Origin of the sequence: Streptomyces coeruleorubidus (assembly GCF_028885415.1) — a bacterium.
GTDB classification, from domain to species: domain Bacteria; phylum Actinomycetota; class Actinomycetes; order Streptomycetales; family Streptomycetaceae; genus Streptomyces; species Streptomyces coeruleorubidus_A.
In genome coordinates this window covers 8,895,553-8,920,222 of the sequence record NZ_CP118527.1, presented here as the reverse complement: position 1 = coordinate 8,920,222, position 24,670 = coordinate 8,895,553, and the positions used below count along the sequence as shown (strand labels likewise).

The 24,670-nt window shown below is 72.6% G+C and carries 22 protein-coding genes; 6 read left to right on the top strand and 16 right to left on the bottom strand.

Translation table 11 applies throughout. From position 1 onward, the window contains the following. Positions 1-43: 43 nt before the first annotated feature. The 3 genes from PV963_RS41000 to PV963_RS40990 are packed head-to-tail and all read right to left on the bottom strand — an operon-like array spanning position 44 to position 3,764. Positions 44-1,027 carry an ABC transporter permease gene (locus PV963_RS41000; protein WP_274821513.1) on the bottom strand — a complete coding sequence of 328 codons (984 nt, stop codon included), beginning with the start codon at positions 1,025-1,027 and terminating at the stop codon, positions 44-46. Further along, positions 1,024-2,742, bottom strand: coding sequence for a sugar ABC transporter ATP-binding protein (locus PV963_RS40995; RefSeq protein ID WP_274821512.1), 1,719 nt, complete (start codon positions 2,740-2,742; stop codon positions 1,024-1,026). The genes PV963_RS41000 and PV963_RS40995 overlap by 4 nt, the downstream gene beginning before the upstream one ends. Before the next feature lie 11 nt (positions 2,743-2,753). After that, positions 2,754-3,764 carry a sugar ABC transporter substrate-binding protein gene (locus PV963_RS40990; RefSeq protein WP_274821511.1) on the bottom strand — a complete coding sequence of 337 codons (1,011 nt, stop codon included), beginning with the start codon at positions 3,762-3,764 and terminating at the stop codon, positions 2,754-2,756. 231 nt (positions 3,765-3,995) lie between these two features. Between PV963_RS40990 and PV963_RS40985 the strand changes: the two genes are divergently transcribed. Further along, complete coding sequence (locus tag PV963_RS40985) at positions 3,996-5,027, top strand: helix-turn-helix transcriptional regulator (RefSeq protein WP_274821510.1); 1,032 nt, start codon at positions 3,996-3,998, stop codon at positions 5,025-5,027. Positions 5,028-5,042: 15 nt separating this feature from the next. Here the strand turns inward: PV963_RS40985 and PV963_RS40980 are convergent, their stop codons facing one another. Further along, entirely contained in the window at positions 5,043-5,984 is a 942-nt protein-coding gene (locus tag PV963_RS40980; RefSeq protein WP_274821509.1) for a TIGR03619 family F420-dependent LLM class oxidoreductase, read from the bottom strand. 134 nt (positions 5,985-6,118) lie between these two features. Here PV963_RS40980 and PV963_RS40975 point away from each other — a divergent pair, with 134 nt between their 5' ends. Further along, positions 6,119-6,691, top strand: coding sequence for a MarR family winged helix-turn-helix transcriptional regulator (locus PV963_RS40975; protein WP_274821508.1), 573 nt, complete (start codon positions 6,119-6,121; stop codon positions 6,689-6,691). Positions 6,692-6,705: 14 nt separating this feature from the next. On the opposite strand, the gene PV963_RS40970 is transcribed toward PV963_RS40975, so the two are convergent. From PV963_RS40970 to PV963_RS40925, 10 genes are all read right to left on the bottom strand, one after another. After that, positions 6,706-7,398: a gamma-glutamyl-gamma-aminobutyrate hydrolase family protein gene (locus tag PV963_RS40970; protein ID WP_274821507.1), complete on the bottom strand. Its 693-nt coding sequence runs from the start codon at positions 7,396-7,398 to the stop codon at positions 6,706-6,708. Then, a complete protein-coding gene (locus PV963_RS40965) occupies positions 7,395-8,885 on the bottom strand; it encodes an aldehyde dehydrogenase (protein WP_274821506.1) in 1,491 nt (496 codons plus the stop codon). The genes PV963_RS40970 and PV963_RS40965 overlap by 4 nt, the downstream gene beginning before the upstream one ends. 62 nt (positions 8,886-8,947) lie before the next feature. After that, positions 8,948-10,408, bottom strand: a complete 1,461-nt coding sequence (locus PV963_RS40960) for an APC family permease (protein WP_274821505.1) — start codon at positions 10,406-10,408, stop codon at positions 8,948-8,950. 126 nt (positions 10,409-10,534) lie between these two features. After that, positions 10,535-11,137: a TetR/AcrR family transcriptional regulator gene (locus PV963_RS40955; RefSeq protein WP_274821504.1), complete on the bottom strand. Its 603-nt coding sequence runs from the start codon at positions 11,135-11,137 to the stop codon at positions 10,535-10,537. A 55-nt stretch (positions 11,138-11,192) separates the two neighbouring features. Further along, positions 11,193-12,038, bottom strand: coding sequence for a fumarylacetoacetate hydrolase family protein (locus tag PV963_RS40950; protein ID WP_274821503.1), 846 nt, complete (start codon positions 12,036-12,038; stop codon positions 11,193-11,195). Continuing rightward, entirely contained in the window at positions 12,031-12,951 is a 921-nt protein-coding gene (locus PV963_RS40945; RefSeq protein WP_274821502.1) for a 3,4-dihydroxyphenylacetate 2,3-dioxygenase, read from the bottom strand. The genes PV963_RS40950 and PV963_RS40945 overlap by 8 nt, the downstream gene beginning before the upstream one ends. Then, positions 12,944-14,407 carry an aldehyde dehydrogenase gene (locus tag PV963_RS40940; protein WP_274821501.1) on the bottom strand — a complete coding sequence of 488 codons (1,464 nt, stop codon included), beginning with the start codon at positions 14,405-14,407 and terminating at the stop codon, positions 12,944-12,946. The genes PV963_RS40945 and PV963_RS40940 overlap by 8 nt, the downstream gene beginning before the upstream one ends. Positions 14,408-14,503: 96 nt before the next feature. After that, positions 14,504-15,313, bottom strand: coding sequence for an acetoacetate decarboxylase family protein (locus PV963_RS40935; protein ID WP_274821500.1), 810 nt, complete (start codon positions 15,311-15,313; stop codon positions 14,504-14,506). A gap of 11 nt (positions 15,314-15,324) precedes the next feature. Next, complete coding sequence (locus PV963_RS40930) at positions 15,325-16,521, bottom strand: NAD(P)/FAD-dependent oxidoreductase (protein WP_274821499.1); 1,197 nt, start codon at positions 16,519-16,521, stop codon at positions 15,325-15,327. A 1-nt stretch (position 16,522) separates the two neighbouring features. Continuing rightward, positions 16,523-16,711, bottom strand: coding sequence for a ferredoxin (locus tag PV963_RS40925; RefSeq protein WP_059420853.1), 189 nt, complete (start codon positions 16,709-16,711; stop codon positions 16,523-16,525). A gap of 338 nt (positions 16,712-17,049) precedes the next feature. Here PV963_RS40925 and PV963_RS40920 point away from each other — a divergent pair, with 338 nt between their 5' ends. Together PV963_RS40920 and PV963_RS40915 are read left to right on the top strand one after the other, a co-directional pair. Beyond that, positions 17,050-18,399: a glutamine synthetase family protein gene (locus PV963_RS40920; protein ID WP_274821498.1), complete on the top strand. Its 1,350-nt coding sequence runs from the start codon at positions 17,050-17,052 to the stop codon at positions 18,397-18,399. A 29-nt stretch (positions 18,400-18,428) separates the two neighbouring features. Next, positions 18,429-19,715, top strand: a complete 1,287-nt coding sequence (locus PV963_RS40915) for a cytochrome P450 (RefSeq protein ID WP_274821497.1) — start codon at positions 18,429-18,431, stop codon at positions 19,713-19,715. Here PV963_RS40915 and PV963_RS40910 read toward each other — a convergent pair. Together PV963_RS40910 and PV963_RS40905 are read right to left on the bottom strand one after the other, a co-directional pair. Beyond that, positions 19,702-20,496, bottom strand: a complete 795-nt coding sequence (locus PV963_RS40910) for an alpha/beta fold hydrolase (RefSeq protein WP_274821496.1) — start codon at positions 20,494-20,496, stop codon at positions 19,702-19,704. The genes PV963_RS40915 and PV963_RS40910 overlap by 14 nt on opposite strands. 165 nt (positions 20,497-20,661) lie before the next feature. Beyond that, the gene (locus PV963_RS40905; RefSeq protein ID WP_274821495.1) at positions 20,662-21,501 is read right to left on the bottom strand and encodes a (2Fe-2S)-binding protein; all 840 of its coding nucleotides are present in this window, start codon (positions 21,499-21,501) and stop codon (positions 20,662-20,664) included. Between the two features lie 188 nt (positions 21,502-21,689). Between PV963_RS40905 and PV963_RS40900 the strand changes: the two genes are divergently transcribed. After that, complete coding sequence (locus tag PV963_RS40900) at positions 21,690-22,862, top strand: ATP-grasp domain-containing protein (RefSeq protein WP_274821494.1); 1,173 nt, start codon at positions 21,690-21,692, stop codon at positions 22,860-22,862. Then, positions 22,859-24,598: an IucA/IucC family protein gene (locus PV963_RS40895; RefSeq protein ID WP_274821493.1), complete on the top strand. Its 1,740-nt coding sequence runs from the start codon at positions 22,859-22,861 to the stop codon at positions 24,596-24,598. Before PV963_RS40900 ends, PV963_RS40895 begins: the two co-directional genes overlap by 4 nt. The last annotated feature ends 72 nt before the right edge of the window (positions 24,599-24,670 follow it).

Sequence of the window (24,670 nt, the reverse complement as noted above, 5' to 3'; positions counted from 1 at the left end):
TGCGGTGTCGCTCACGGTGACCTCTTTTCAGGGGGAGGTTGGGTCAGCGCCCCTTGCGGGGTGCGAAGTAGGCCAGGGCCGCGCCGGCCACCAGCGCGACGCCCTGGGCCATCTGCTGCCAGAACGTCGGCACGTTCAGCAGGGTCAGGCCGTTCTGCAGGCCGCCGAGGAAGAGCACGCCGAGCAGGACGCCGAGGATCGAGCCGGAGCCGCCGGTGAGGGCCACTCCGCCGACCAGCACGGCGGTGAGCACGGCCAGCTCAAAACCGGATCCCGAGGTTCCGGCCACCACGCTGTCCAGTACCGACGCCTTGACGGCACCGGCCAGGGCGGCGGCCACGCCGGTGACGACGAACAGCGCGAACGGAGTGCGGCGGATCTGGATGCCGGAGAGGTGGGCGGCCTCCCGGTTGACGCCGATGGCGAAGACGTGCCGTCCGGCCGGGGTGAACGCGAGGAACAGCGCACCCGCCGCCAGCACCAGGGCCGCGATGACGACCGGCGCCGCGATCCCGGCGATCCGCGCCCCGCCGATCCAGGCGAACCCGGAGCCGAATCCGCTCAGCGGCAACGGGAACAACTGCTGTGCCAGACCTCGTACGGCGGTCAGCATGCCGAGCGTGACGATGAACGCGGACAGGCCGAAGTAGCAGCACAGGACGCCGTTCACCGCGCCGACCACCGCGCCGGCGGCGAGCGCCCCGAGCAGGGCGACGGCGGGCGACTGGTGGTGCTGCCCGGCCAGCCAGCCCGCGACAAGACCGCCGAGGGCGAGCGTGGAGCCGACCGACAGGTCGAGGTACCCGCTGATGACGAGCAGGGCCAGCGGGACGGCGACGATCGCGAGGGTGGCGGCGTCGGTGGCGATGCCGCCGAGGTTGGCGGGGTCGAGGAAGCTGCCCGTGGTCAGCTGGAAGACCAGCACCATCGCGACGAGCACGACGAGGAGCGGGTTGCGGCGTACGGTGGTCAGTCCGCCCGTGGCGATCAGGCGCGGGCGCGTGAGGACGCGGTCGGCGGTGGTCATGCTGCTCCTTCGGCGGGCAGGGGGTCGGGGTCGGCGTCGTGGACCGCCGAGAGCAGGGCCTGTTCGGTGAGTCCGGCGCCGGAGAGTTCGCCGACGATCCGTCCCCGGGCGACGATCAGGCAGCGGTCGGCGAGCGCCACGATCTCCTCGGGGTCGCTGGACGCGAACAGCACGGCGGTGCCGCGCTCGGCGGCGAGCCCGGACACCACCCGGTAGATCTCCTGACGGGCCCCCACGTCGACGCCCTGGGTCGGCTCGTCCAGCAGCAGCACGTCCACGTGCCGCGCCTCGTTGATCCACCGGCCCAGCACGAGCTTCTGCTGGTTGCCCCCGGAGAACGCGCCCGCGGGCAACCCGGGCCGGGCCGGGCGCAGCCCGACCGCCGTGGCCAGCGCGTCGAACACCCGCCGTTCGGTGCGCAACGCCCGTACGTTGTACCGGGCCAGGGTCCGGACGGCCGGCAGCAGCGTGTTGTCCTGCGCGGACAGCGACGGGAACACGCCCTGTGCGCGCCGGTCCGCCGGTACGAGGGCGATTCCGGCGCCGAGCGCGTCGGCCGGGCAGGCGGGGCTGACGGTGCGTTCGCCGACCCGGATGGTTCCGGCGGTGGCTCGGCGCCTGCCGTAGAGCGTCTCCAGGATGCGGGTGCGGCCGGAGCCGATGAGCCCGAACAGGCCGACGCGTTCGCCTTCGGCGACGGTGAGACCGACGGGCCCGAAGCCGGGGCCGCGCAGGGCTTCGACGACCAGCCGGGGCGGGGGCGGAGTGCGCTGCGGCTCTGGCGTGTCAGGGCCTGGCGTGGCCGCGGGGTCGCGCTCGTCTCGGCCGGGAGTGCGCCTCGGATCCTGGGAGTCCGGGCTCGACATGCGACGGGCGTCGTGCCCGCCCGGTCCGGGCGCGTGCTGCGGCCTTCCGGTGTCCGGGCTGGTCCCGCGCCGCGCCTCTGGCGCTTCCGCGTCCGTAGCGCGCCCAGGCCCGTGCACGGCCTCCGTCGGCCTGCCCGCGATCGCCTCCACCAGGTCACGCCGTGTCTGTCCCGCCACCGTGGCCTGGTGGGTCACCCGGCCGTCGCGCAGTACCGTCACCGCGTCCGCGAGCCGTTCCACCTCCGACAGCAGGTGGGTGACGTAGACGATGGCGAGGCCCTGAGCGCGGAGGTCCTCGACGCGTTCGGCCAGGGCGCCGGTCTCGGCCCCGGACAGGGCCGCGGTCGGCTCGTCGAGGACCAGGACGGAGGCGCTGCGGCTGAGGGCCTTGGCGATCTCGACCAGCTGCCGCTGGCCCATGGGCAGATCGCCCACCCGGTCGCGCGGGGAACACCTGGCCGCGACCCGCTGAAGCAGCCCGGCGGCGACCTCCTCCTGGGCGCGCCGGTCGATGCGGCCGTACCGGGTCCACTCCTGGCCGAGGAAGATGTTCTCCGCCACGGTCAGAGCGTCGACCACGCTCAGTGTCTGGAAGATGATCGCCACGCCGGCCGCGATCGACTCGCGCGGGGTGAGGCGGGAGTACGACGCGCCGCCCACCTCGATCGTGCCGGCGTCGGGCGGGTAGGCGCCGCCCAGGCACTTGATGAGGGTGGACTTGCCGGCGCCGTTGTGGCCGAGGAGGGCGTGCACCTGCCCGGCGGGCACGGTGAGGTCCACGCCGTCGAGGGCTCTGACGCCACCGAAGGACTTGGCCAGGCCGCTGATACGGAGGTTCGTGGTCGTCATGGCGGCCGGGCCTAGGCGTTCTGCGCGAGCAGGGCGTCGATCTCGGCGGTGTCGGCGCGCTGGACGAGCGCGATCGGCACCTGGGCGCTTGGGTTCGCCTTGCCCGCGGCGACGGCGCGCGGCACGTCGACGATGGCGGCGGCGATGTCCTTCGGCGCGAGCGCGGCGGAGGCCCGGTAGAAGGTGCCCTGCTTGACGGCGAGGAGGGAGGGTGCGGAGCCGTCCTGGCCGCCGACGAAGGTCTTGGCGTCGTCGGCGGCGCGGCCCGCCTGCTGGAGGGCCTTGAATCCGCCGTACGCGGCGGCGTCCGTGACGCCGAGGACGAGGTTGAGGTCGGGGTGCTTGGCGAGGATGGCCTTCGTCTTCGACAGGCCCGTGTCCGGGTCGATGGCCTGTTCCCGCGCCACCACCTCGACGCCGGGTGCCAGCCTGGTGAAGGCGTCGATCATGCCCTTGGTGCGTTCACGGCCCAGCTCGATGGTGCTGTCGGTGAGGAAGGCGATCTTGCCCTTGCCGCCGAGGTGTTCCTCGGCCCACTTCGCCGCCGCCTCGCCGAGCAGGGTGCCGCCCTTGCGGAAGCTGAACTGGATGTCGGCGCTCTGGTGCTGCAGGGAGCCGCCGTAGGTGACCCAGATCAGTCCCGCGTCCAGGGCCGCCTTGGCGATGGGCTCGGCCGCCTCGAAGACCATGGGGAAGGACACGATCGCCGGGACCTTGCGGGCGACCCAGGTGTTGAGGTTGCTCGCCTGTGTGTCGGCGCTGGCGTTGTCGCTGGTGGTGAGCAGCGAGATGCCGTGCTTCTTGGCCTGGGCGGTGGATAGCTTCACCAGGGTGGAGTAGAGCGGGAGTTGGGTGAAGGGGTAGTCGAGTCCGATCTTCGTCAGGCGGGTGCCACCGGAGGACGACGGTCTGGTCGAGGCGGCCGTGTTCTGCGGTGCGGAGCATCCGGCGGCCGCCAGGGCGGTGGCGGCGGAGAGGGCGAGGAAGTGTCGGCGTGAGGCCGTGGACGGGGGTGGGGTCATGGCGGGGGCTCTCCGAGGGGCGGGCCCGGCTGGAGCGGGCGTCCGGGTGTGCCGAACAGGAAAGTCCCGCCGGGCCCGCCGCACCATCCGTACAAATACCGACTGCGAACGACAGCCGGCGGATCACGGGCCCCTGACTCGACAACTCGGTGAACACCTTGTCGGACCCGGACCGACCCCCTATCGTTAGGCCCCAAACGACATCACGTCGGAGCCGCCCGGAGGCTCGCCATGCCCAGCCACCACCAGATCGCGGCAGCAGCGCGCATCGGCATGCTCACCCGCGAGCGCGACACCACGTCGGCCTCCGCGCAGGCCCTGCGCGAACTCGCCCGCGCCCTGCCGCTGGACGCGGCGACCCTGCTCACGATCGACCCGCTGACCGGCTCCCACGTCCAGGTCGCGAGCATCGGCTACACCGCCGCGGCCTCGCAGGCCCTGGCCGGGGAGTTCGTCGCGACGCCGTGGTACCGCAACGTCGTACGGCGGGAGCTGCCACCGTCCATCTCCGAGGACGCGGAGGACACCGAGGACGCCGGGCCGCGTTTCCGGCACGGCTGGTTCTACGCCGAGCGGGTCCGCCCGGCCGGTTTCCGGGACGGCGTCACGGGAGCGCTGCGGCACCGGGGCCGACTGGTGGGCCTGGTCCACCTCTCCACCGAGAGCGCGGACGCCTACGACACCGACGCCCGCCGGCTCCTCGCCTCCGTGATGCCCGCCCTGGCCGCGCTCGCCGACCCGCTGGCCCACGCCGGTGACCTGCACGGCCTGGCGGAGGAGGACGCGGCGAGCCTGGTCACCGGCGACGGCGGGGTGATCGACCTGCCGGGCCGTGACCGGCCACGGGTGCTGCGGGAGGAAGGCGGCTTCCGCGCGCTGCTCGACGCCTTCACCGGCACGGGCGGGCGGCGGCTGCGGCTGCTGTGGCCGGCCGGCGGCGGCTGGCAGCGGGTCGTGCTGCACCGGCACCCGGCGGGACCCGGCCTCGCGTCCGAGGCGGTGCTGGTGCACGAGACGCCCACGGAGCTGCCGTACGGGCTGAGCCCCCGGGAGCTGGAAGTCCTCACCCGGGCGGCCACGGGGCAGACCAACCAGGCCATCGCGCAGGCGCTGTTTCTGTCCCCGCGGACCGTGCACAGCCATGTCGAGCATCTGCTGCGCAAGACCGGCTGCGCCTCCCGCGCGCAGGCCACGGCGCTCGCGGTCCGGGACGGGCTGCTGCGGCCGGACCCGGATCACCTGGCACGGTTCGTCGAGCGGTGATCCGGGCCGCGGCGGTCAGGAGGTCAGGCCCTCGACGCGCCGCATGACGTCCCGGCAGAACTCCCCCACCCCGGCGGGGTCGTCGATGAACTGGTTCGGCTTGACGCAGAAGGTCGTGAAGCCCTGCTCCAGTTGCTCGGGGATGACGGCGAGCGCCGCGCCGAGGTCGGCCGGCGAGCGGTCGTCGGGGAAGACGGCCCGGGTGCCGCCGATCATCTCCAGGTCCGCGCTGTCCCGCCCTGCCGCGGCCATCGCCTCCTTGAGCGCCTGGAGGTCCTCGGGTGTGGGACGGCCGAGCGGGTGGAAGCCGTGGCCGTACCGCACGAGGCGGCGCAGGACGGGGCCGTGCAGCCGCTGTCCGCCGAACCAGAGCCGGGGGCCGTCCGGGCGGTGGGCCTTGGGCTCGAAGTAGACGTCCTGGAAGGGGTAGTGCGGTCCGTCGTGGGAGATCGGGGACGGGCCCCAGGCCTTCGCCCAGATCTCCAGGTGCTCGTCGAGGAGTCGCCCGCGCCGGGCGAAGGGCACGCCGAGGGCGTCGTACTCGTCCTTGCTCCAGCTGACCGTGGGCTGTACGACGAGGCGCCCCTCGCTGATCAGGTCGAGGGTGCCGAGCTCGCGGGCGAGCAGCAGCGGGTGCCGCAGCGGGGCGAGGACGGCCGCGGCGGCCAGGCGCAGCCGGGAGGTGACGGAGGCGATGGCGGCGAGCAGCAGCAGGGAGTTGGGCCAGGGGGTGTGCGGGTCCTGGTTGCCCGGGAGGGCGTAGTCGCGGGGGTTTCCCATGATGCCGGCGGCCGCCGCGTCGGGGCCGAGGACGATGTGCTCGCTGACCATGACCGCGTCGAAGCCGGCGTCCTCGGCCTCGCGGGCCCAGCGGACGGCGGCGGGCAGATCGGCCCGGCCGCCGGTCAGCGTCCAGTTCTCACTGAGGACGAGGAGCATGCGGGGAGGGGTGAGCATGTCGGGTTTCCCTTTCATCTCCGTACAATTTGAGTCCGAACGACCGGACGGCGAGTATGGCGGCGCACTCAGCGCGACCGCCCGCGCATCGCCGCCCGGGCGAGACGCGTCGCGACCAGACGAAGGAGCCGCCCGTGCCGGGCCACCGATCCATCACCGAAGCCGAGAAGCTCGCAGCGGCGAAGCTCGGCGGTGTTCCGATCCGCCGGGAGCAGATGGCGGCGGTGGCGAACATCTACCGGGCCGCGTCCGCCGTGCGGCAGCACCTGGAGAACTCGGTGCTGCGCGGTTCGGACCTGACCTGGACGGCCTTCGTGGTGCTGTGGGTGGTCTGGGTGTGGGGCGAGTCGGAGACCCGGCACGTGGCGGAGGAGGCGGGGATCTCCAAGGGCACGCTGACGGGTGTGGCGCGCACGCTGGAGTCGCGGGGGCTGTTGCGGCGGGCGGACCATCCGAGCGACGGGCGGCTGGTGCTGCTGAGCCTCACCGAGGAGGGCGACGCGTTCATGCGGCGGGTCTTTCCGGCGTTCAACGAGGAGGAGGCGTTCGTGACGGCCCGGCTCAGCGACGCGGAGTGCCGCAGCCTCGCCGAAGGGCTGCGCAGTGTCGTGCTCCAGGTCGAGGAGCAGGGCGAGGAGCGGCGGCAGTCCCTGCTGGGCGGCGCCGAGCCCGCGCCGCGGCGCAGCGGACGGCGGCCCCGGGCCTGACTCCCGCGGCGGCCTCACCGGGCCGCGGCCCGGACGAGTGCGTCGAACAGGCCCTGCTGGGCGGGGTCCTCGTGGGCGGTGTCCTCCGGGTGCCACTGGACGGCGGTGAACCAGCCCCTGGCGCCCGGGAGTTCGAGGGCCTCGATGGTGCCGTCCGCCGCCCGGGCCGTGACGCGGAGGTCCGTGCCCAGGCGGTCGACGCGCTGGTGGTGATAGCAGGACGCGTCGGTCTTCTCGACGCCGGCGGACCGGGCGACGACCGAGCCGGGTTCCAGGATGACGGGGTGCACGAGGTGCCGGTGTTCGCGTTCCGGGCCGCCCATGTCCTGCTCCAGGGTGCCGCCGAGGGCCACGTTGACGGCCTGGAGGCCGCGGCAGACCGCGAGCAGGGGCAGGCCCGACTCCAGGGCGTGGCGGGCGACGTCGAGGTCGAAGGTGTCCTGGAGGGTGTCGACGTCGTAGACGGTGTCGTGGGTGTCGGCGGCGCCGTAGCGGGAGGGGGCGAGGTCGCCGCCGCCGGGGAGCAGGACGCCGTCGAAGCGGGCGAGCCGGGCCGCGGTGCCGCTGCCCGCCGGGTGGATGCTCGCCGGTTCGCCGCCGGCCCGCCAGACCGCCTCGATCAGGGCACGGGCGTTGACCTCGGCGGCGTACCGGAGAGCGGAGGTCCGTGCGGAGAACCGGGCGGGGATCGCGATCAGGGGCCTCACAGCTGGATCCAGGTGGTCTTGAGCTCGGTGTACTTCTCCAGCGCGTGGACGGACTTGTCACGTCCGTTGCCCGACTGCTTCATGCCGCCGAAGGGCACGGTCAGATCGCCCTCCTCGTAGCAGTTGACCCAGACGGTCCCGGCCTTGAGCGCGCGCGAGACCCGGTGGGCGGTGGACAGATCGGAGGTCCACAGGCCGGCGGCGAGGCCGTACTCGGTGGCGTTGGCGAGGCGGACCGCCTCGTCGAGGTCGTCGAAGGCGAGCACGGACAGGACGGGACCGAAGATCTCCTCCCGGGCCAGTCGCGAGCCGGGCTCCACACGGTCGAAGACGGTCGGCTCCAGATACGTCCCGCCCGTCTCGGCGAGCAGGCGTTCGCCGCCGGTGCGCAGCCGGGCGCCCTCCTCGACGCCATGACGGACGTGGTCGCGTACGCGCTCCAGGTGTGCCCGGCCGGCCAGCGCGCCCATCTCCGTCTCCGGGTCGAGCGGGTCGCCCACCTTCAGCTCGCGGGCCCGCCGGACCACGGCCTCGGTGACCCGCTCGGCGATCGAGGAGTGCACGAGCAGCCGAGAAGGCGCCGTGCACATCTCGCCCTGGTTGAAGAAGATGCCCCAGGCGGCCGTGGCGGCGGCCTGGTCGAGGTCGGGGGCGTCGGGCAGGACGATGTTGGGCGACTTGCCGCCGAGTTCGAGCCAGACGCGCTTGAGGTTGGAGTCGGCGGCGTAGCGCAGGAAGTGGCGGCCGACGGCGGTGGAGCCGGTGAACGCCAGGACGTCGACGTCGGGGTGGAGGCCGAGGGCCCGGCCCGCGGTCGGGCCGTCGCCGGTGACGACGTTGATCACGCCGGGCGGGATTCCGGCCTCGGTGGCGAGGCGGCCCAGGAGCAGGGCGGACAGCGGGGAGTTCTCCGAGGGCTTCAGGACGACCGTGCAGCCTGCGGCCAGTGCCGGGGCGATCTTCCAGCCGGCCAATGTCAGCGGGAAGTTCCAGGGGACGACCGCCCCGACCACTCCGGCGGGTTCCCGGGTGACCAGGGCGAGGGCGTCCGGGGCGGTGTGCGGGGCGGAGTCGGCGAGTTTGTCCGCGAGTTGCCCGTACCAGCGGAAGGTGCTGATGACGGCGCGCAGTTCGATGCCGTAGGCGTCCGTGATCGGTTTGCCCATCTCCAGGCTCACGGTCAACGCCAGTTCCTCGCGCCGCTCTTCGAGCAGGTCGGCGATCCGGAGCAGGGCCCGGCCGCGCTCGGCCGGTGCCAGGCGCGGCCACGGGCCGGTGTCGAAGGCCCGCCGGGCGGCGGCGACGGCCGCGTCCACCTCGGCGGTGCCCGCGTCCGGGACCTCGGCGAGGACCCGGCCGTCACGCGGTGACACGACCGGGAACGTCGCCCCGTTCCCGGGCTCGTCGGCGCCGGCGATGTGGTGGGCGCCGGAGAGCTGGAACGCCTTGGCGCGCCGCAGCCACTCGTCGTGGGTGACGGCCGGCATGGAGGACCTCCTTTGATCTCAAACGATATGGGTACGGCTGTCCGCGGACGCGGCGCGCGCGGTCACCCGTCGGCGGCTGCGACAGCCCTCCCCCGCACCCGTGCGGCGACGATGCCCAGCGCCATGACCACCGGGACGGACAGCGTGAGCCACAGGGCGGTGGTGCGTTCGCCGCCGATGAGGGTGGTGAAGTTGGCCAGGATGAGCCAGATCGCCCCCGCGATGCCGAGCGCGCCCAGGACGGGAGCGATCAGCGTGTTCCAGGGATGGGCGTCGAGGCGCTCGCGGCGGAAGAAGACGACGACGGACACCGAGGTCAGCAGGTACAGCAGCATCATCGCCAGGACGGCGACCCCGCTGAACCAGGAGAACAGGGTCAGCACCGGGTCCTTGCCCGCCAGCGCGAAGGGCACCACCAGCAGCACGGCCAGGACCGTCTGGACGCACCCGGCCGTCCAGGGGGCGTGACGGCGATTGAGCCGGCACAGCCGCAGCGGCAGCAGGCGGTCGCGGCCGAGGGAGAACAGGTAGCGGTTGGCCGAGTTGTGGAAGGTGAGGATGCCGGCGAAGAGGGACGTGGCGAGCAGGACCGGCAGCACGTCGCCGACCCAGCCCCCGAACTGCGCCGCGATGGGCGCGAAGACGAACCCGGCTCCGTCACCGCCCTCCAGGGCCTTGCCCGCGGCCGCGGTGGCCCGGGAGGCGCCGTAGGAGGAGATGAGCATCCAGGAGGTCAGGGCGAAGAAGCCGGTGACCACGACGACCGCGAGGTACGTGGCCCTCGGCACGGTCTTCCTGGGCTCGCGGGCCTCCTCGCCGTAGATGGCGGTGGCCTCGAAGCCGAACATGGACGCCACGGCGAACATCACGGCCACGCCCGGCGCGCCGTCCAGGGCGGCGGCCGGGGAGAAGCTGTCGGCGAGGCCGAGCCCCTCGGGTCCGCCGCCCTTGACGAGGGTGACCAGGGCGAAGACCGACAGGATGCTGAACTCCGCCAGGACGAGGACGGCCAGCACCTTGGCGCCCATCTCGACGCCGGCCGCACCGAGCGCCTGCACCACGGCCATGGTGGCCAGTGTCCAGACCCACCACGGCAGGTCGAGGCCGGTGTGGCTCGCGACCAGTCCGCTCACGATGGATCCGTAGAGCCCGTACATGGCGGCCTGGATGGTGCAGTACGCGAAGAGGGCGAGGCCCGCGCTGCCGGTGCCGGTGGTCCGGCCGAGACCCTTGCCGATGTAGGTGTAGAAGGCGCCCGCGTCCACGACGTGGCGGCCCATGGCGACGAAGCCCACCGAGAACAGCAGGATCACCAGCCCCGCCACCAGATAGGCGGCGGGTACGCCGGGCCCGTTGCCGAGCGCCACGGCGATGGGGGCCGCGCCGGCGATACCGGTCAGCGGGGCCTGGGCGGACAGGACGAAGAAGAGGATGCCCAGCACGCCGAGGGCGTTGGGCTTGAGCGTGCCTGCGGTGGGCGCGTCCGGTGTCGCCGTGTGCCGGGAGACCGTCTGACTGTCCACTCGGATCACCTGCCAGGGGGAGGAAGGATCGTTTCAGGCCAAACGAGTTGCCTCATCGTGGGACGGAACTATCCGTTTGGCAAGGGGTGAGGGACTACGAATTACGGGGCAGCGTGGCCGACGGAGTCAGGCCTCGCCGTCCCTTTTCTCGGCGAGCAGCCGCAGCACCGAGCGCAGTTCGTCGAGGGCGTCCTCGATGACCTCGCGCTCGCCGAAGACCAGCTGGTGCAGGACGAGTCCCTCCAGCGTGGCGAAGACCATCCGGGACAGGCCCTCGTCCACCGGGCCGGGCAGCATCTGGGTGAGCTCGCGCCGGGTCGCGTCGAAGTACTCGTCGTACAGCGACCGCAGGTGGGCCAGGAGCTCGGGGCGGCGCCGGGACTCCAGCAGGAGTTCGTACTGGAACGCCTGGAGGTCGGGACCGGACTCCACCATGTCCGTCAGACCCACCGAGAAGTCGGCGGCCCTGCCCGTGCCCGGTTCCAGGGCGCTGCTGCTCAGGGAGGACCGGATGGCGTGGGTGAGGGCCTCTTCGATCAGGGCGTCACGGGAGCCGAAGTGGTGTACGACCAAGCCGTGGGTGACGCCGGCCTCCTCCGCGACCGCCCGGTAGGTGAGCCTGCGCAGCCCGCCCCGGGCCACGACGCGCACGGCGGCCTCCAGCAGGGCCTCGCGGCCCGTGCCGTAGTTCACGCGCTTGCGGGGGCGGCGCCCGGCGGGCTCGGTCATGCCCGTGACCCTACCCGGGGCGCCCCGCTCGGCGACGCGGCGGCCGGAGCCCGCGTCAGCGCCGCGGCGGCCGGATGCCACGGAACTCCCAGTCGCCGCCGAGCGCGGTCGACAGCACCTCCTCCGACTCGGTGGGCTGTGCGCCCACGTCCGTGCGGATGGCGGCCGGGCCGGTCACGATGTGGTTGGTGAGCCGCCCGAGCCCCTCGACCTCCACCTCCACGACGTCCCCCGGCTGGACGGGACGCGAGTTGGCGGGCGTGCCGGACAGCAGTACGTCTCCCGGGTACAGCGTGATGGTGCGGGCGATGTCGGCGACGAGGTAGTGCATGTCCCACGTCATCTCGTCGGTCGAACCGTCCTGCACCACCTGTCCGTTGACGTAGGTCCGCAGGCGTTTGCCGTGGAAGTCCCAGTCGGTGACCAGCCCGGGGCCGAGCGGGCAGAGGGTGTCGGAGCCCTTGACGCGGAGCATGGAGCCGGCGTCGGTGTCGCGGAAGTCGTGCAGCCCGTAGTCGTTGGCGACGGTGTAGCCGGCGATGTACTCCCCGGCCTCGGCCGGGGCGATGTTCCGGGCGGTCCGCCCGATGACGATGGCGACCTCACCCTCGTAGTTGAGCCACTTGCAGCCCTCGGGGCGGACGATCGCGCCCCGGTGGGCGTTGAGGGCGGAGACCGGCTTGTGGAAGTAGGTCGGCGTGTCAGGAAGCCCGATCCGGAACTCGTCCACCCGGCTGCGGTGGTTGAGGTGAACGGCGATGACCTTGGACGGCACGACCGGCGGCAGATGCTGCGCGTCCTCGGTCTTGACGCGGCGGCCGTCCCCGGCGACGAGTTCGTCACCGTCGACGGTGACCTGGACGGCGGCGCCGTCGAGGAGGACACGGCGGTACTCAGGCATGGGCGGACTCCTGCGCGGGGGTGTGGTCTGCGGTCCAGCCGTCGGCCGGGCGGTCGAACCAGAGGTGGACCTGGCCGGTGCCGACGGAGTTCTCGTACTCGCCGTACTGCCGGGCCCGGGCGACGCAGCCCTGCTCGCCGAGGGCACCGGCCATCATCAGGTAGTGGAAGAACTTCGCCTCGGGCTTGACCTTCCAGAACTCGTCCATGGTGTCGAGGACCTTGTCGTGGCGGCCCTCCTTGAACCAGGCGATGCGTTCCAGGTCGGCCTCGCGGGCCTCGGGCGTACGGATGTGAACGGGGTCGCTGGCCTCGTGGTCGCGCAGTTCGCGCAGCGGCCAGAAGGTGTGGGACAGCGCGCCGGAGGCGATGAGCAGGACCCGGCGTCCCGGGGTGGCGGCGATACCGTCGGCGAGCGCCCGGCCGAGCCGGAGGTGGTCCTCCATGTCGCCGGTCTGGCAGACCCCGATGGTGACCCACCGCTTGTCGGGCAGGCCCTCGCCCAGGTACTTCCAGAGGTTGATGGTGGCGTAGTAGACGGGCAGGTACGCGTCGTCGATCGGAGTGATCCACGTGCCGTGCTTGTCCGCGAACTTGGCCATGTTGTGGGCGAGTTCGGGGTCGCCCGGGTAGTCGTACGGCATCCGGCACATGCCGCGCGGCAGCTCCTCGGAGGTGAACAGCCCCGCGCGCCGCTCCTGCGCGGTCACGACGAACTCGACGGTGGTCGCCCAGTGGGAGTCGAGCACGACCACGGTGTCGTAGTCGTCACGCTCGAAGACGTCCCTGCGGAGCTCCCGGAGCCCGGTGACGAGGGTGATCTCCTTGCCCTCGTTCAGCTCCAGCCGCTCCTGCTCGGGCAGCACGATGGTGGGGACGTGGGCGAGCAGCCCGGCCCCGGTGATCTCACCCATGGTCCTGGTCCCATCCCTTCGGGGCGGTGACGGTGTTCTTCAGGTCGCAGTAGAAGTCGAAGCTCCAAGTGCCGCCCTCGCGTCCGACGCCGGACTGCCGGGAGCCGCCGAACGGGGCCTGGAGGTCGCGGACGAAGAAGCAGTTGACCCAGACCGTGCCCGCGACGAGCCGCGCGCTGACCCGCTCGGCGCGTTCGCGGTCGCCGCTGGCGACGGTGGCGGCCAGCCCGAAACGGGTGTCGTTGGCGAGCCGGACGGCCTCGTCCTCGCCGGCGAAGGTCTGGAGGGTCAGAACCGGCCCGAAGACCTCCTCCTGCACGATCTCGGAGTCCTGGGCGACATCGGTGAGCAGGGTCGGCGCGTAGTACTGCCCGTCCTTGCGGTGCCCCCCGACGACCGCCCGCGCCCCGGCCGCGACGGCCCGCTGGACAAAACCGTCGATCTTCTCCAGCTGGCGGGGATGGATGGTGGGCCCGATGTCGGTGGCCTCGTCGCGGGGATCGCCTTGGGTGAGGGCGGACGCCTTCTCCACGAACCGGCGGGTGAACTCCTCGGCGACCGGCTCCTCGACGAGCAGCCGGGTGCCCGCGAGGCACACCTGCCCGGCGTTGTCGTACTGCTCCACGGCGAGGTCGACGGCCAGGTCGAGATCGGCGTCGGCGAAGACCAACAAGGGGGATTTGCCGCCGAGTTCGAGGCTCAGGGGCGTGAGGTTACCGGCGGCCGAGGCAGCGATCCGCCGCGCGGTCGGCACCGACCCGGTGAAGCTGATGCGGCGCACGTCGGGGTGGGAGGTGAGGGCGTCACCGATCTCGGAGCCGTATCCCTGGACGACGTTGAGGACACCGGCCGGCAGCCCGGCCTCGGCCGCGATGTCGGCCAGCAGCGAGGCGGTCAGCGGGGACCACTCGGCGGGCTTGAGGACGACGGTGTTGCCGGCGGCGAGGGCGGGGGCGACCTTCCAGGTGGCCAGCATCAGGGGCGCGTTCCACGGCGTGATCAGCACGCAGGGCCCGGCCGGGTCCCAGCTGACGTGGTTGGTGTGCCCCCGCGTCTCGAAGTCCTCGTGGTCGAGCCGGAGCAACCAGTCGGCGAAGAACCGGAAGTTGTGGGCGACGCGGGGCATGACGCCCCGCCGATGCGACCGCAGCAGCGCACCGTTGTCGGTGGTCTCGACGATCGCCAGCTCCTCGATCCGCTTCTCGACGCCGTCGGCGATGGCGTGCAGGAGGCGGGCGCGCTCGGTGCGCGAGGTGGCGGCCCAGGCGGGGAACGCGTCCCGGGCGGCGGCGACGGCGGCTTCGGCCTCGGCGGGGCCGCCCCGGGCGATCTCGCCGAGGACGCCGCCGTCGATCGGAGAGTGGTCGGTGAAGGTATCGGCGGAGGCGACGCGTCGGCCGCCGATCCAGTGGCGGGTGTCGATGGAGACACCAGCGACGATGATCTTGTCAGGCATTAGAAGAGTTCCATTCGAACGAGGGGAATCGCACTCACCTAGGGGCGCGGGGAACTGCGCGAACAACCACGACGAACCCGCACCCGCCCACCGGCATCACTCGGCAGACGCTCCGGACGTACCGACCTCCAGCACCTGCCCTCCATCCCAAACCACCCCGACCTGGCGGTAATACGCGGCGATCGGCTCCCTGATCTCCAGCCGGGCCAACTCCTCGGTCGGCGCCTCGAACAGCTCCAACTCCGCGTCCCCAACCCACGGTTGACCGCCTTCGAAGGACGCCGCCCCGGATTCGATCAACTCGTCGAGTGCCAGCCCCTTGCCCTCGATCGACGGCAGCCACCGGTGATGCGCCATGGGATGCGCATTGACGAACCCGCCACTCTCAGAAGGCTCGCGCAGCGTCACCACAGCCTGCGCGATACGCCGGTCCGCAGCCGCCAACGTCGCCCCGAACCGCGCCCCCGCCTCGATCCGCGGAGCGGGCCCGTACGGATGCGGCCGCGTCTGATGGATGGAGCCGAGCTTCTTCGGATACCCCTGGTGCAACCCCCGCGCGATGGCGAAGTCCTTGTCCACCCAGATGTAGACGCACCGCGAGTACGTCCGCCCCCGGTACCGGCACCGGACGACCGCGAACGCCTCCTTGTACTGCGCCCGCACCGGATCCAGCAGCTCCTCCCCCGACCCCGAGCAGGACTGCCAGTCCGCCCAGATCAGAGCAACCGCACCGGGATCCTCGTCGGCCAACTCCAGCGGCTCGGGGAGCAGTTCACGCACTCGCTCGGGATCCGTCCGGTACTCGACCGTCAACAGGTCACCGGAGTACCGCCAGGGCGGAGAGGGAATCAGCGACGACGCACCGGTCGCCGTCTTGGGATGGAAGTAACCACGAAGACTGGTCACGCGAGGGCTCCTTACGCGGTGAGGGCGGGCTGCTTCAGCAGGTCGGCGCGGTAACGGGCGGCGGCACGGGCGGCTGCCTGCCCCCCGAGCGCGACGACACCGACCAGCCGTGCGTCGCGGCGATAACCGACCAGCACGTCCCCCGAGGTGTCACCGTCGAGGACCCGGACGTCACCGAGCCCCAGGGCCGGCGCACCGAAGGACTGCAACCGGAAGTCGTGCTGGTCGCTCCAGAAGGTGGGCAGCGGCGCGAAGGGCGCCAGGCCGGCGTCCCCACCGACCAACACCTTCGCGGCGTGCTTGGCCGAGTCGGCCGGCACGGACCAGTGCTCGACCCGCCGCGGCACACCGTCGTAGCGGGCGTTCGGGAAGCGGGCGACATCGCCGACCGCGACGACCTCCGGCCGGCCTCCGACCCGCAGGTGCCGATCGGTGAGGACCCCGTCGCTCAGATCCAGCCCGTTGCCGTCCAGCCACTCGGTGTTGGCGACCGAGCCCACGGACTCCACCACCACATCGGCGGGAAGCACGGACCCGTCGCTCAGCACGACACCGGTGACACGGTCGTCCCCTTCGAACCCGGTCACACCCGAACCCAGCACGAAGGAGACCCCGCGCTCCTCGTGCCGCGCGAGCAGCACACGCGCGAGCATCTCCCCGAGCGGCCCGACCATCGGCAACGGCAGCGGATCGACGACGGTCACCTCGGCCGCGCCGAGCCCGACGGCCGTCGCGGCGACCTCGCAGCCGATGAACCCGGCGCCGACCACGACGACCCGTACCCCGGGCCGGGTCAGCTCGTCCCGCAGGACCCGGGCGTCGTCGATCGTCCGGACCGTGTGACGGCCCTCGACCGGCCCGGGGCAGCGCAGCCGCCGGGGCCGCATCCCGGTGGCGACGACGAGCCCGTCGTAGGAGAGCACCGAGCCGTCGTGGAGCTCGACGGCCCGCTCGGCGAGCCGGGCCGCGGTGACCCTCGTGCCCAGCCGCCACTCCACGTCGGCCGCCGACGCCTTCGGCGTGAAGGCGAGCGACGCGAAGGACGCCTTGCCCGCGAGGACCTCCTTGGACAGCGGGGGCCGGTTGTACGGCCGGTGCGGCTCGTCGCCGATCACCGTGATGCCGCCGGTCCAGCCCGCGGCGCGCAGCTGCTCGGCAGCGCGGAGTCCGCCGAGGGAGGCGCCGGCGACGACGATGCGCCCGCTCATGTCAGTCCTCGATCCGGATGGCCTGGAGCGGGCAGACGTCCGCGGCCTCCTCGACCTCGTCGCGCAGGGCGTCGTCGGGGTCGGGGACGTAGGCCAGGCGGCCGTCGTCGTCCATCCGGAAGACATCGGGGGCCGCGAAGACGCACTGGCCGTGGTCCTGGCACTTGTTCATGTCGACGACGACCTTCATGGCCGGTCCTCCTGAATGTGAGGGCGTCGAAGCGGGGTGAAAGGGGCCCGGCCGGAAGGGCCGGGCCCCGGCCAACGGGGTGCGGTGGACCGCACCCCGAACTCGTTTGGCTTCAAACAAGGTAGGCAGGGGCAGGGGTCTGGTCAATAGCTATCCGGATGGATAAATTCTTGACCCCCGCCCCCTTGCGGCAACTCTCGCCCACTCATACCGTTTGGCATCAAACAAAGCTCCGGGCGGTCCTGGCTCCGCCGCGCCCGGCCGCTCGTTCCCCACGCCACCCGCCTCCCCGGACCCTGGTCCCGGAGGTGTCCCGACGTCCGCCCGAGGAGACAACGGTGAGCGCTCACGACCTTGAAGAAGTCCGCCGCCACATGGAGCGGCTCGCCGCCGACGGCATCGACGTGGTCCGGGTGACCTATCCCGACCTCATCGGCACCGACCGGGCGCGTGACGTGCTGCTGGAGGAGCTGCCCCGGGCCTGTGAGCACGGGCTGGCGTTCTGCAGGGCCGTCTACCACACCAGCCCGCAGGGCGACGTGGTCCCGGTCAGCGGCGGGCTGGACGCGGGCCTGCCGGACATCTGTGTCCGCCCGGACCTCGACACGCTGGTGCCGCTGCCCTGGGAGCCGGGGGTGGCCGCCTGTCTGGGGGAGGTCGTCGACCCGGCGACCGGCGCGCCGGCCCCCGAGTCGCCCCGCGACCTGCTGCGATCGGTCCTCGCCCGGTGTGCCGAGCGCGGGCTGCGGCCGGTGGTCGGACCCGAGCTGGAGTACTTCCTGTGCGACCCGGACCCGTCGGGCGGCTGGCGCCGCTACGCACCCGACCCCGGGGTCGTCTACACCGCCGGCCTGCGGGCCGACCCGGACAACCACCTGCTGCGCACCCTGCGCAACGTGCGCGATCTGAGGGTCGGGGCGATCAGCGGCAACCACGAGTTCGACGGCGGTCAGATCGAGATCAACCTGGCGCACTCCGACGCCGTGTCCGCCGCCGACCGCTCCTTCCGCTTCAAGGCCGCGATCAAGGAACTGGCCCGCAAGGAGGGCCGCCTGGCCACCTTCATGGCCAAGCCCTTCAACGACGCGGGCGGCTCCGGCTTCCACCTCCACCTGTCCTGCGACGACGCCGAGGGCCGCAACACCTTCGACGACCCGTCGGGCCCGTACGGCCTGTCCGCGACCGCCCGGCACGCCGTCGCCGGCATCCTCGCCCACGCGCCCGCCCTCGCCGCGCTGCTCAACCCCACGATCAACTCGTACAAACGCTTCGGCCCGGACACCCTGGCGCCCTGGCTGATCGACTGGGGGCTGGACAACCGCAGCGCCATGGTGCGCATACCGCCCGAGCGGGGCTCCGGTGCCCGGCTCGAACTGCGGCTGGGCGACGCGAGCGCCAACCCCTATCTGGCGATCGCCGGGACGACGGCCGCCGCCCTGCTGGGCGTCCTGGCCGGCGAGGAGCCGCCCGCGCCGCTGGAGGGCTACGGCTACGACACCGCCCGGTCCGCCGTCCTGCCGCAGACCCTGTCCGCCGCGCTGGACGCGCTGGAGGCGGACACCGCCCTGACCGACCTGCTCGGCAAGGGCTTCACCACGTCCTTCCTCTCCTACAAGCGCGACGAGGTCGAACGCTTCCACCGGCACGTCACCGACTGGGAGTTCACCGAGTACGCCTACCACCTGTGACGCCACCCGTGACGCCGAGGAGCCTGCCGATGACGACCGAGTCCCTGCCCGACGCCGCGCGCGAGCCGCTGCCCCTGGCCGACGTGAACCTCGCCGACCTGGACCGCTTCACGGACGGCGCTACACCCTGGCGGATGTTCCACACCCTGCGCCACGAGGACCCGGTGCACTGGCAGCCCGAGGAGGCGCCCAACTCCGGTTTCTGGGCGGTGACCCGGCACCGGGACATCGTCCGGGTCGACCGCGACTCCGAGACCTTCACGTCCACGAAATTCGTCAACCTGGAAGAGGTCGACGACGACCAGATCAAGAAACGCGCCTCCATCCTCGAACTGGACGGGGTCCGGCACCGGGCGCTGCGCAGCCTCATCCAGCGGCAGTTCGGCGCGAACGTGATCAGCGGCTACACCGACTTCCTGCGCGGCCTGACCGCGCGGACCCTCGACGCCGCCCTCGCCAAGGGCCGTTTCGACTTCGTGGCGGACGTCTCGGCGGACTTCCCGATCAATGTCCTCGCCCGGCTGCTGGATGTGCCCCCGGAGGACAACCAGAAGCTCATCGACTGGGGCAACCGCATCATCGGCCACACCGATCCCGACTACGCGGACGTCCTGCTGCACAGCGAGGACAGCGAGCGGTACCGCGACCTGCCCTTCCGCTCCCCCGCCTCGCTGGAGGTCTTCGAGTACGGGCGGGAACTGGCGCGGCAGCGACGCGGCGGCGACGGCACCGACCTGATCTCCCGCCTGGTCAACACCACACCCCGCGACGGAGTCCCGCTCTCCCCGCAGGACTTCGACAACTACTTCCTGCTCCTGGTCGTCGCCGGCAACGAGACGACCCGCCACACCATCTCGCACTCCATGCTGGCCCTCATCCAGCACCCCGAACAGCTGGCCCGCCTCCAGGAGGACCCCTCCCTGATCCCGGTCGCGGTGGAGGAGTTCCTGCGCTGGGCCTCCCCCGTCTACCACTTCCGCCGTACCGCCACGCGCGACGTCGAACTGGGCGGCAAGCGGATCAGGGAGGGCGACAAGGTCGTGATGTGGTTCGCCTCCGGCAACCGCGACGAGGAGGTCTTCGGCAACCCGTACGACTTCGACGTCACGCGTACGGACAACGACCACGTCACCTTCGGCAAGGGCAGCCCCCATCTGTGCCTGGGCAACCTGCTCGCGCGCACCGAGATCCGGATCATGTTCGAGGAACTGATCCCGCGCCTGGCGGGCATCCGCCTGGCGGGCGAGGTGCCGCGGGTGCGCTCCAACTTCGTCAACGGCATCAAGAAGCTGCCGGTCGAGGTCACGTTGGCCTGACGCGGCCCGCCCAGTCGCGCAGCAACTGGATCGTCCGCTCGACGTGCTCCTCGTGCAGGTAATGCCCGCTGTCGGGCCAGTGGTCGACGCGGGAGCCGGGCACGGTCAGGTTGTCCCGTTCCCAGGCGGCCGCCTCCGCCGAGGTCCGGACCGTGAGCGCGGGCTGGGCGCGGCGGCGCAGGTACGCCTCGCTGTGCGGGCGGACGCCGACCGCGCCCGGGTCGGTGTACATGCCGGCGTAGGACTGGGCGATGACGTGGCCGGGGGTGCCGAGCATGGTGCGCAGGTGTGCCGTGCGCAGCCCGAGCGGGGCGGTGGGGCCGAAGGCGGCGGCGACGAAGGCCGCCGCGGCTCGGGCGCCGTTCGCCCGGTAGCCCGCGAGCCGGGCGGGGATCTCCTCCACCTCGGTGCCGTGGGCGCCGTGGGCGGGGTCGAGGGCGACGACGGAGCGGACGAGGTGCGGGTGCCGTACGGCGAGCAGGTTGACGACCTGGCCGCCCATCGAGTGCCCGACGGCCGTCACCGGCCCGGGGGCGAGGGTGTCGAGCAGCGCGGCCAGGTCGTCCGACATCTCGGCGGGTGTGTTGCCCTCGTCCGGCACCTGCGACCTGCCGTGCCCGCGCAGGTCGGGCACGATCACCCGGTGGTGTCCGGCCAGGGCCTCGGCGTGCGGGGACCACTCACGGCCGTCCCCGCCCCAGCCGTGCACCAGCAGCACGGCTGGGGCGCCGGCGGCGCCGAGCGTCGTGCTGAACAGGCGGATGCGGCCGGGGTCGGGCACGGGCTTCTCCCTTTCAGCGATGCGCGATGCGGCGATCGTCGTACTCGCGCAGGTGGCAGGGGACCCGGCCCACGAGCACGGCGGCCCACCGGTGCGCTCCCGAAGCTACCGGCTCACGGCCTTCGACAGACGTGGCGCCGGGCGCAACCGAAGACTGACCGGCCGTCAGGACTCCAGCCGGCGCAGCCGTTCCGCGTCGCAGGTGCGGGGGCAGGTGGCGCAGGCCTCGTCGGGGCGGATGGCGTAGTAGAGGCAGCAGCCCGTGCGGGTGCGGGTCGGGTGGTGGCGGCCGTCGGTGCCGGCCAGGAGGCGGAAGTCCGCGCCGGCGGGGTAGGGGCTGACGGGTTCGGGGAGCAGGGCGGTGGCGGCGCGTACGGCGTCGTCCTCGCGGCCGAGGGTGCGGCCGAGGTACCAGATCCCGGAGACGAGATCGTCGCCGACCATGCCCCACAGGGCGCGCGGTCCGCGGCGTACGGCGGGGCCGAGGGCGGCGAGCAGCGGGCGCATGTGGTCGGCGACCGCGGCGCGCAGTTCGGCCCGCAGCGCCTCTTCGCCCGCGACGGTCACCGCCCCGGGCAGCGCGGCGACGGGGTCGCCGGGCAGACACGCGACGCGGGGCTCGGGCGTGATCGCGTACGTCCCGGCCGCGAGGTCCAGGCGCACCGACTGGGGCCGGACGCGGGGCACCCGGCGCTCCAGGTACCACACGCCGCTCATCAGCAGGGCGATCGACCAGGCGTAGTCGTGCAGGGCTCGTGAGGCGGAAACGTGGGGGCGCGGGGTGTGGCCGTAGCGCGTGCGGACGCGGGTCGCCTCGGCGTCCACGAAGGCGTCGAGGGCCTGCTGATTCGACGTCAGTTCGTCGGCCGGAAAGGTGTGTTCACCGGCAGTCGTCCAGGGGTCCGCGACCTCGACGTCCAGTGCCTCACAGACGCCGGTCAACCGCCGGTAGGCGGCGGCGAGGACGGAGGCGAGGGCCGGCGGTGACTCCAGGACAGTGCGCATCGATCACTCCTGCGGGCAGTTGCAACCCGTGGTTGGATAGGTAAGGCTAACCTAAGGTACAAGATCGTCGGCGTGCTCATGAACGTCCGTCGATCAAGGGCCGTCCCTGTCACAGGGGTCCCGCGGCACGCCGTCCGCGCCTTGACCGAGCGGCCGCCGCCGACCCCGCCCCCTCCTGGAAGACCGCCATGCGCCTGTACCTTCTCGCCCTCAACCCGACCGACTCCGTCACCGAGGGTTTCCTGCCCGCCGCCGCCCGGCTGGGCCTGGACGTCACCGTTCTCACCGACCAGCCCGGCGCCCATCGGAGAACCTGCCCGGACATCGAGGTCCTGGAGTGTGACGTGCGGGACTTCCGGGCCGTCGTGGCACGGATGTCGGACCGTCAGCGTCCCGGCGCGGTCTTCACCAACAGCGACCACCTCCAGACCCAGGCCGCCCTGGCCGCCGCCTACTTCGGCCTGCCGGGCAAGGACTGGCGCGCCGCCCTGCGCTGCAAGGACAAGGCGGAGATGCGCCGCCGGCTGGCCGCCGCCGGAGTGGACACCGCCTGGTCGGCCGAACTCACCGAACCGGCCCCGCTCGACGCGCCCTACCCGTGTGTCGTCAAGCCCCGTGAGGGCGTGGCCAGCGAGGACGTCGTCCTCGTCGGCGGTCCCGAGGACCTGGTGACCCGCGCCAAGGAGATCCTGGACCGCCGTCCCGGCACCACCCTGGTGGTCGAGGAGTACCTCCCCGGCGAGCTGTACACGCTGGAGACCCTGGGCGACGGCCGGGTCCGCCACGTCCTGGGCGGCTTCCGCACCGAGCTGTCGCCGCCACCGTACTTCGTCGAGGAACGCCTCACTTTCGTCCCGGCCCACCCCGAGCCGGTCGTCGCACAGGTCCTCGGGCAACTCGACGCGCTCGGCGTCGGGTTCGGCGCCTGTCACACCGAGTTCGTGGTGCACGAGGGCCGGGCGCGGATCATCGAGGTCAACTACCGGGCCATCGGCGACCAGTGCGACCTGCTGCTCGCCCGGCTCCTCGGCATCCCGCTGTTCGAGATCGTCCTCCGTACCCACCTGGGCGAACCGCTTCCGGCCGAGCTGGACGTTCACCGCGACGGCGCCGCCGTCGTGGAGTACCCGTGTGCCGACCGGGCCGGGACCCTGATCGACGCCCCGGACGCCGCCGACCTGACCGTCGACGGTGTGCGACTGACGTACCGTCCGCTGCGGGCCGTGGGCGAGCGGCACGAGCTGTACCGCACCAACCGGGACTACCTCGGCGTCCTGCGGGCCACCGGCACCGACCAGGAGACCGTGGACCGTGTGGCGGCCGGCTTCCTGGCCACCTGCCGCTGGGAGATCGAGGCGTGACCGTACTGCCGCCCCTGCCGGACACCTGCGCGGCCGGGCTGCTCACCCGGGTGCTGAGCGCTCTCCTGCGCGAGGACGTCGTCGGACTGCGCTCCCGGAGCACCCTCGTCCACCGCCCGGACGGGCCCTGGCTGCGGCGCGCCGCCGGGCACGACGCGCTGCTGCTGCCCGTCGCCGAGGACGGCTTCCAGTGCGCGTACGCCGCGCGGCTGCCGCTCCTGCGCCGCGCGTCGGACGGCGCCGAGCTGACGTCGTACGACGACGTGCTGGGCGCGCTGCGCGCGCTCGCCGAGCCCGAGGACCGGGCCGGCTTCGACGCCTTCGCCGAGGAGTGCCGGCAGACGCTGGCCACACTGCGGCTGCACGCCGACACGGGCGACGACATCGCGGCGGAGCTGGCCTCCCGTCACGGGGCCGACCCCGCGTACTGGACGGGTCTGGACGGTGGCCTGGCCTTCGACGCGCTCGCGGCCCGTCTGGACCATCCGGTGTACCCGACCGGGCGCGGCCGGGCGGGACTGGAGGAGGAGCAACTACGGTCGTACGCACCCGAGTTCCATCCGCGGTTCTCGCTGCGCTGGCTCGCCGTGCCCCGGGACCTGGTCCATGTGACGGGCGTCCTTCCGGAGTCGTGGCCCACGCCCGCGCGGCTCGGTCTGCCCCGGCTGGAGCGCACGCACCTCGCCCTGCCGGTGCACCCGCTGACCGTCGGCCCTCCGCTCGACGAGGCGTTACGGGCGACCGGCCTGCGGGGGCAGGCGGTACTGGCCGAGCGCGGCGGCCACGGCGGATTCGATGTCGTACCGACCCTGTCGATGCGGACGGTGGCGACGGCGGCCGATCCGGCGCTGCATCTCAAACTCCCCCTGGCCACCTCATCGTTGGGGCTGCGCAACAGGCGGTCCGTCAAGCCCGGCACGCTCGTCGACGGGGCCGCCGGGCAGCGGCTGGTCCAGCGGATCGTCGACCGCGAGCCGCGTTTCCGGGACACGATCCTGCACGCCGACGAGACGACGTACGCCCACGCGGGTCACGAGCTGCTGGCCGTGCTGTGCCGCCGCTACCCCGCCGGTCTCGCGGACACGGTCGTCGTGCCGATGGCGGCGCTCCTCGCCGCGGCACCGGACGGGCGGCTGGTCCTCGACCATCTCGCCGACCGCTTCCACGACGGCGACCCGCTCGCGCTGCTCGACGCCTGCCTGACCCTGCTGTTCGACTGGCACACCACACTGTTCGGGTACGGCGTCGCGCTGGAGTCGCACCAGCAGAACATCTCGCTGGTCCTGCGGCCGGGCAGCCTCCGGCTGCTGTTCAAGGACAACGACGGGCCACGCGTCAACACACGGCGGCTGCGCGTCCGGCTGCCCGGCGCGTGGGAGTTCGACGACGCGCGGGTCCACGGCACGGACGACGGGCCGGTGGCCGACCTGTTCACCACCATCACCGTCCATCTGTGCGCGGGCGCCTACGCCTTCGGGCTCGCCCGGCACGGGCGCGCCCCGCTGCCGGTGCTGCTGCGGCTGGTGCGTGAACGGCTGGCCGAGGCCGTGGCACGGCTCGGCGGCGAGGCGGGGGACGTCCTGCGCGCCCGGCTGCTCGACGCCCCGGAGCTGCCCGTGAAGGCGATGGTCACCGCAGGGACGCTGCTGAGCAAGCAGCGATCGGGCGCCGCCGACATCAACAAGCACTACACCACCGGCCCCAACTACCTGCTGCCCTCCCGGAGTACGTCATGAGAACCGGGAGCCGGAGCCGCACCGGTGCCGCCGCCCTCGTCCCCCTCACTCATCCCGTCCCCGCATCGAACC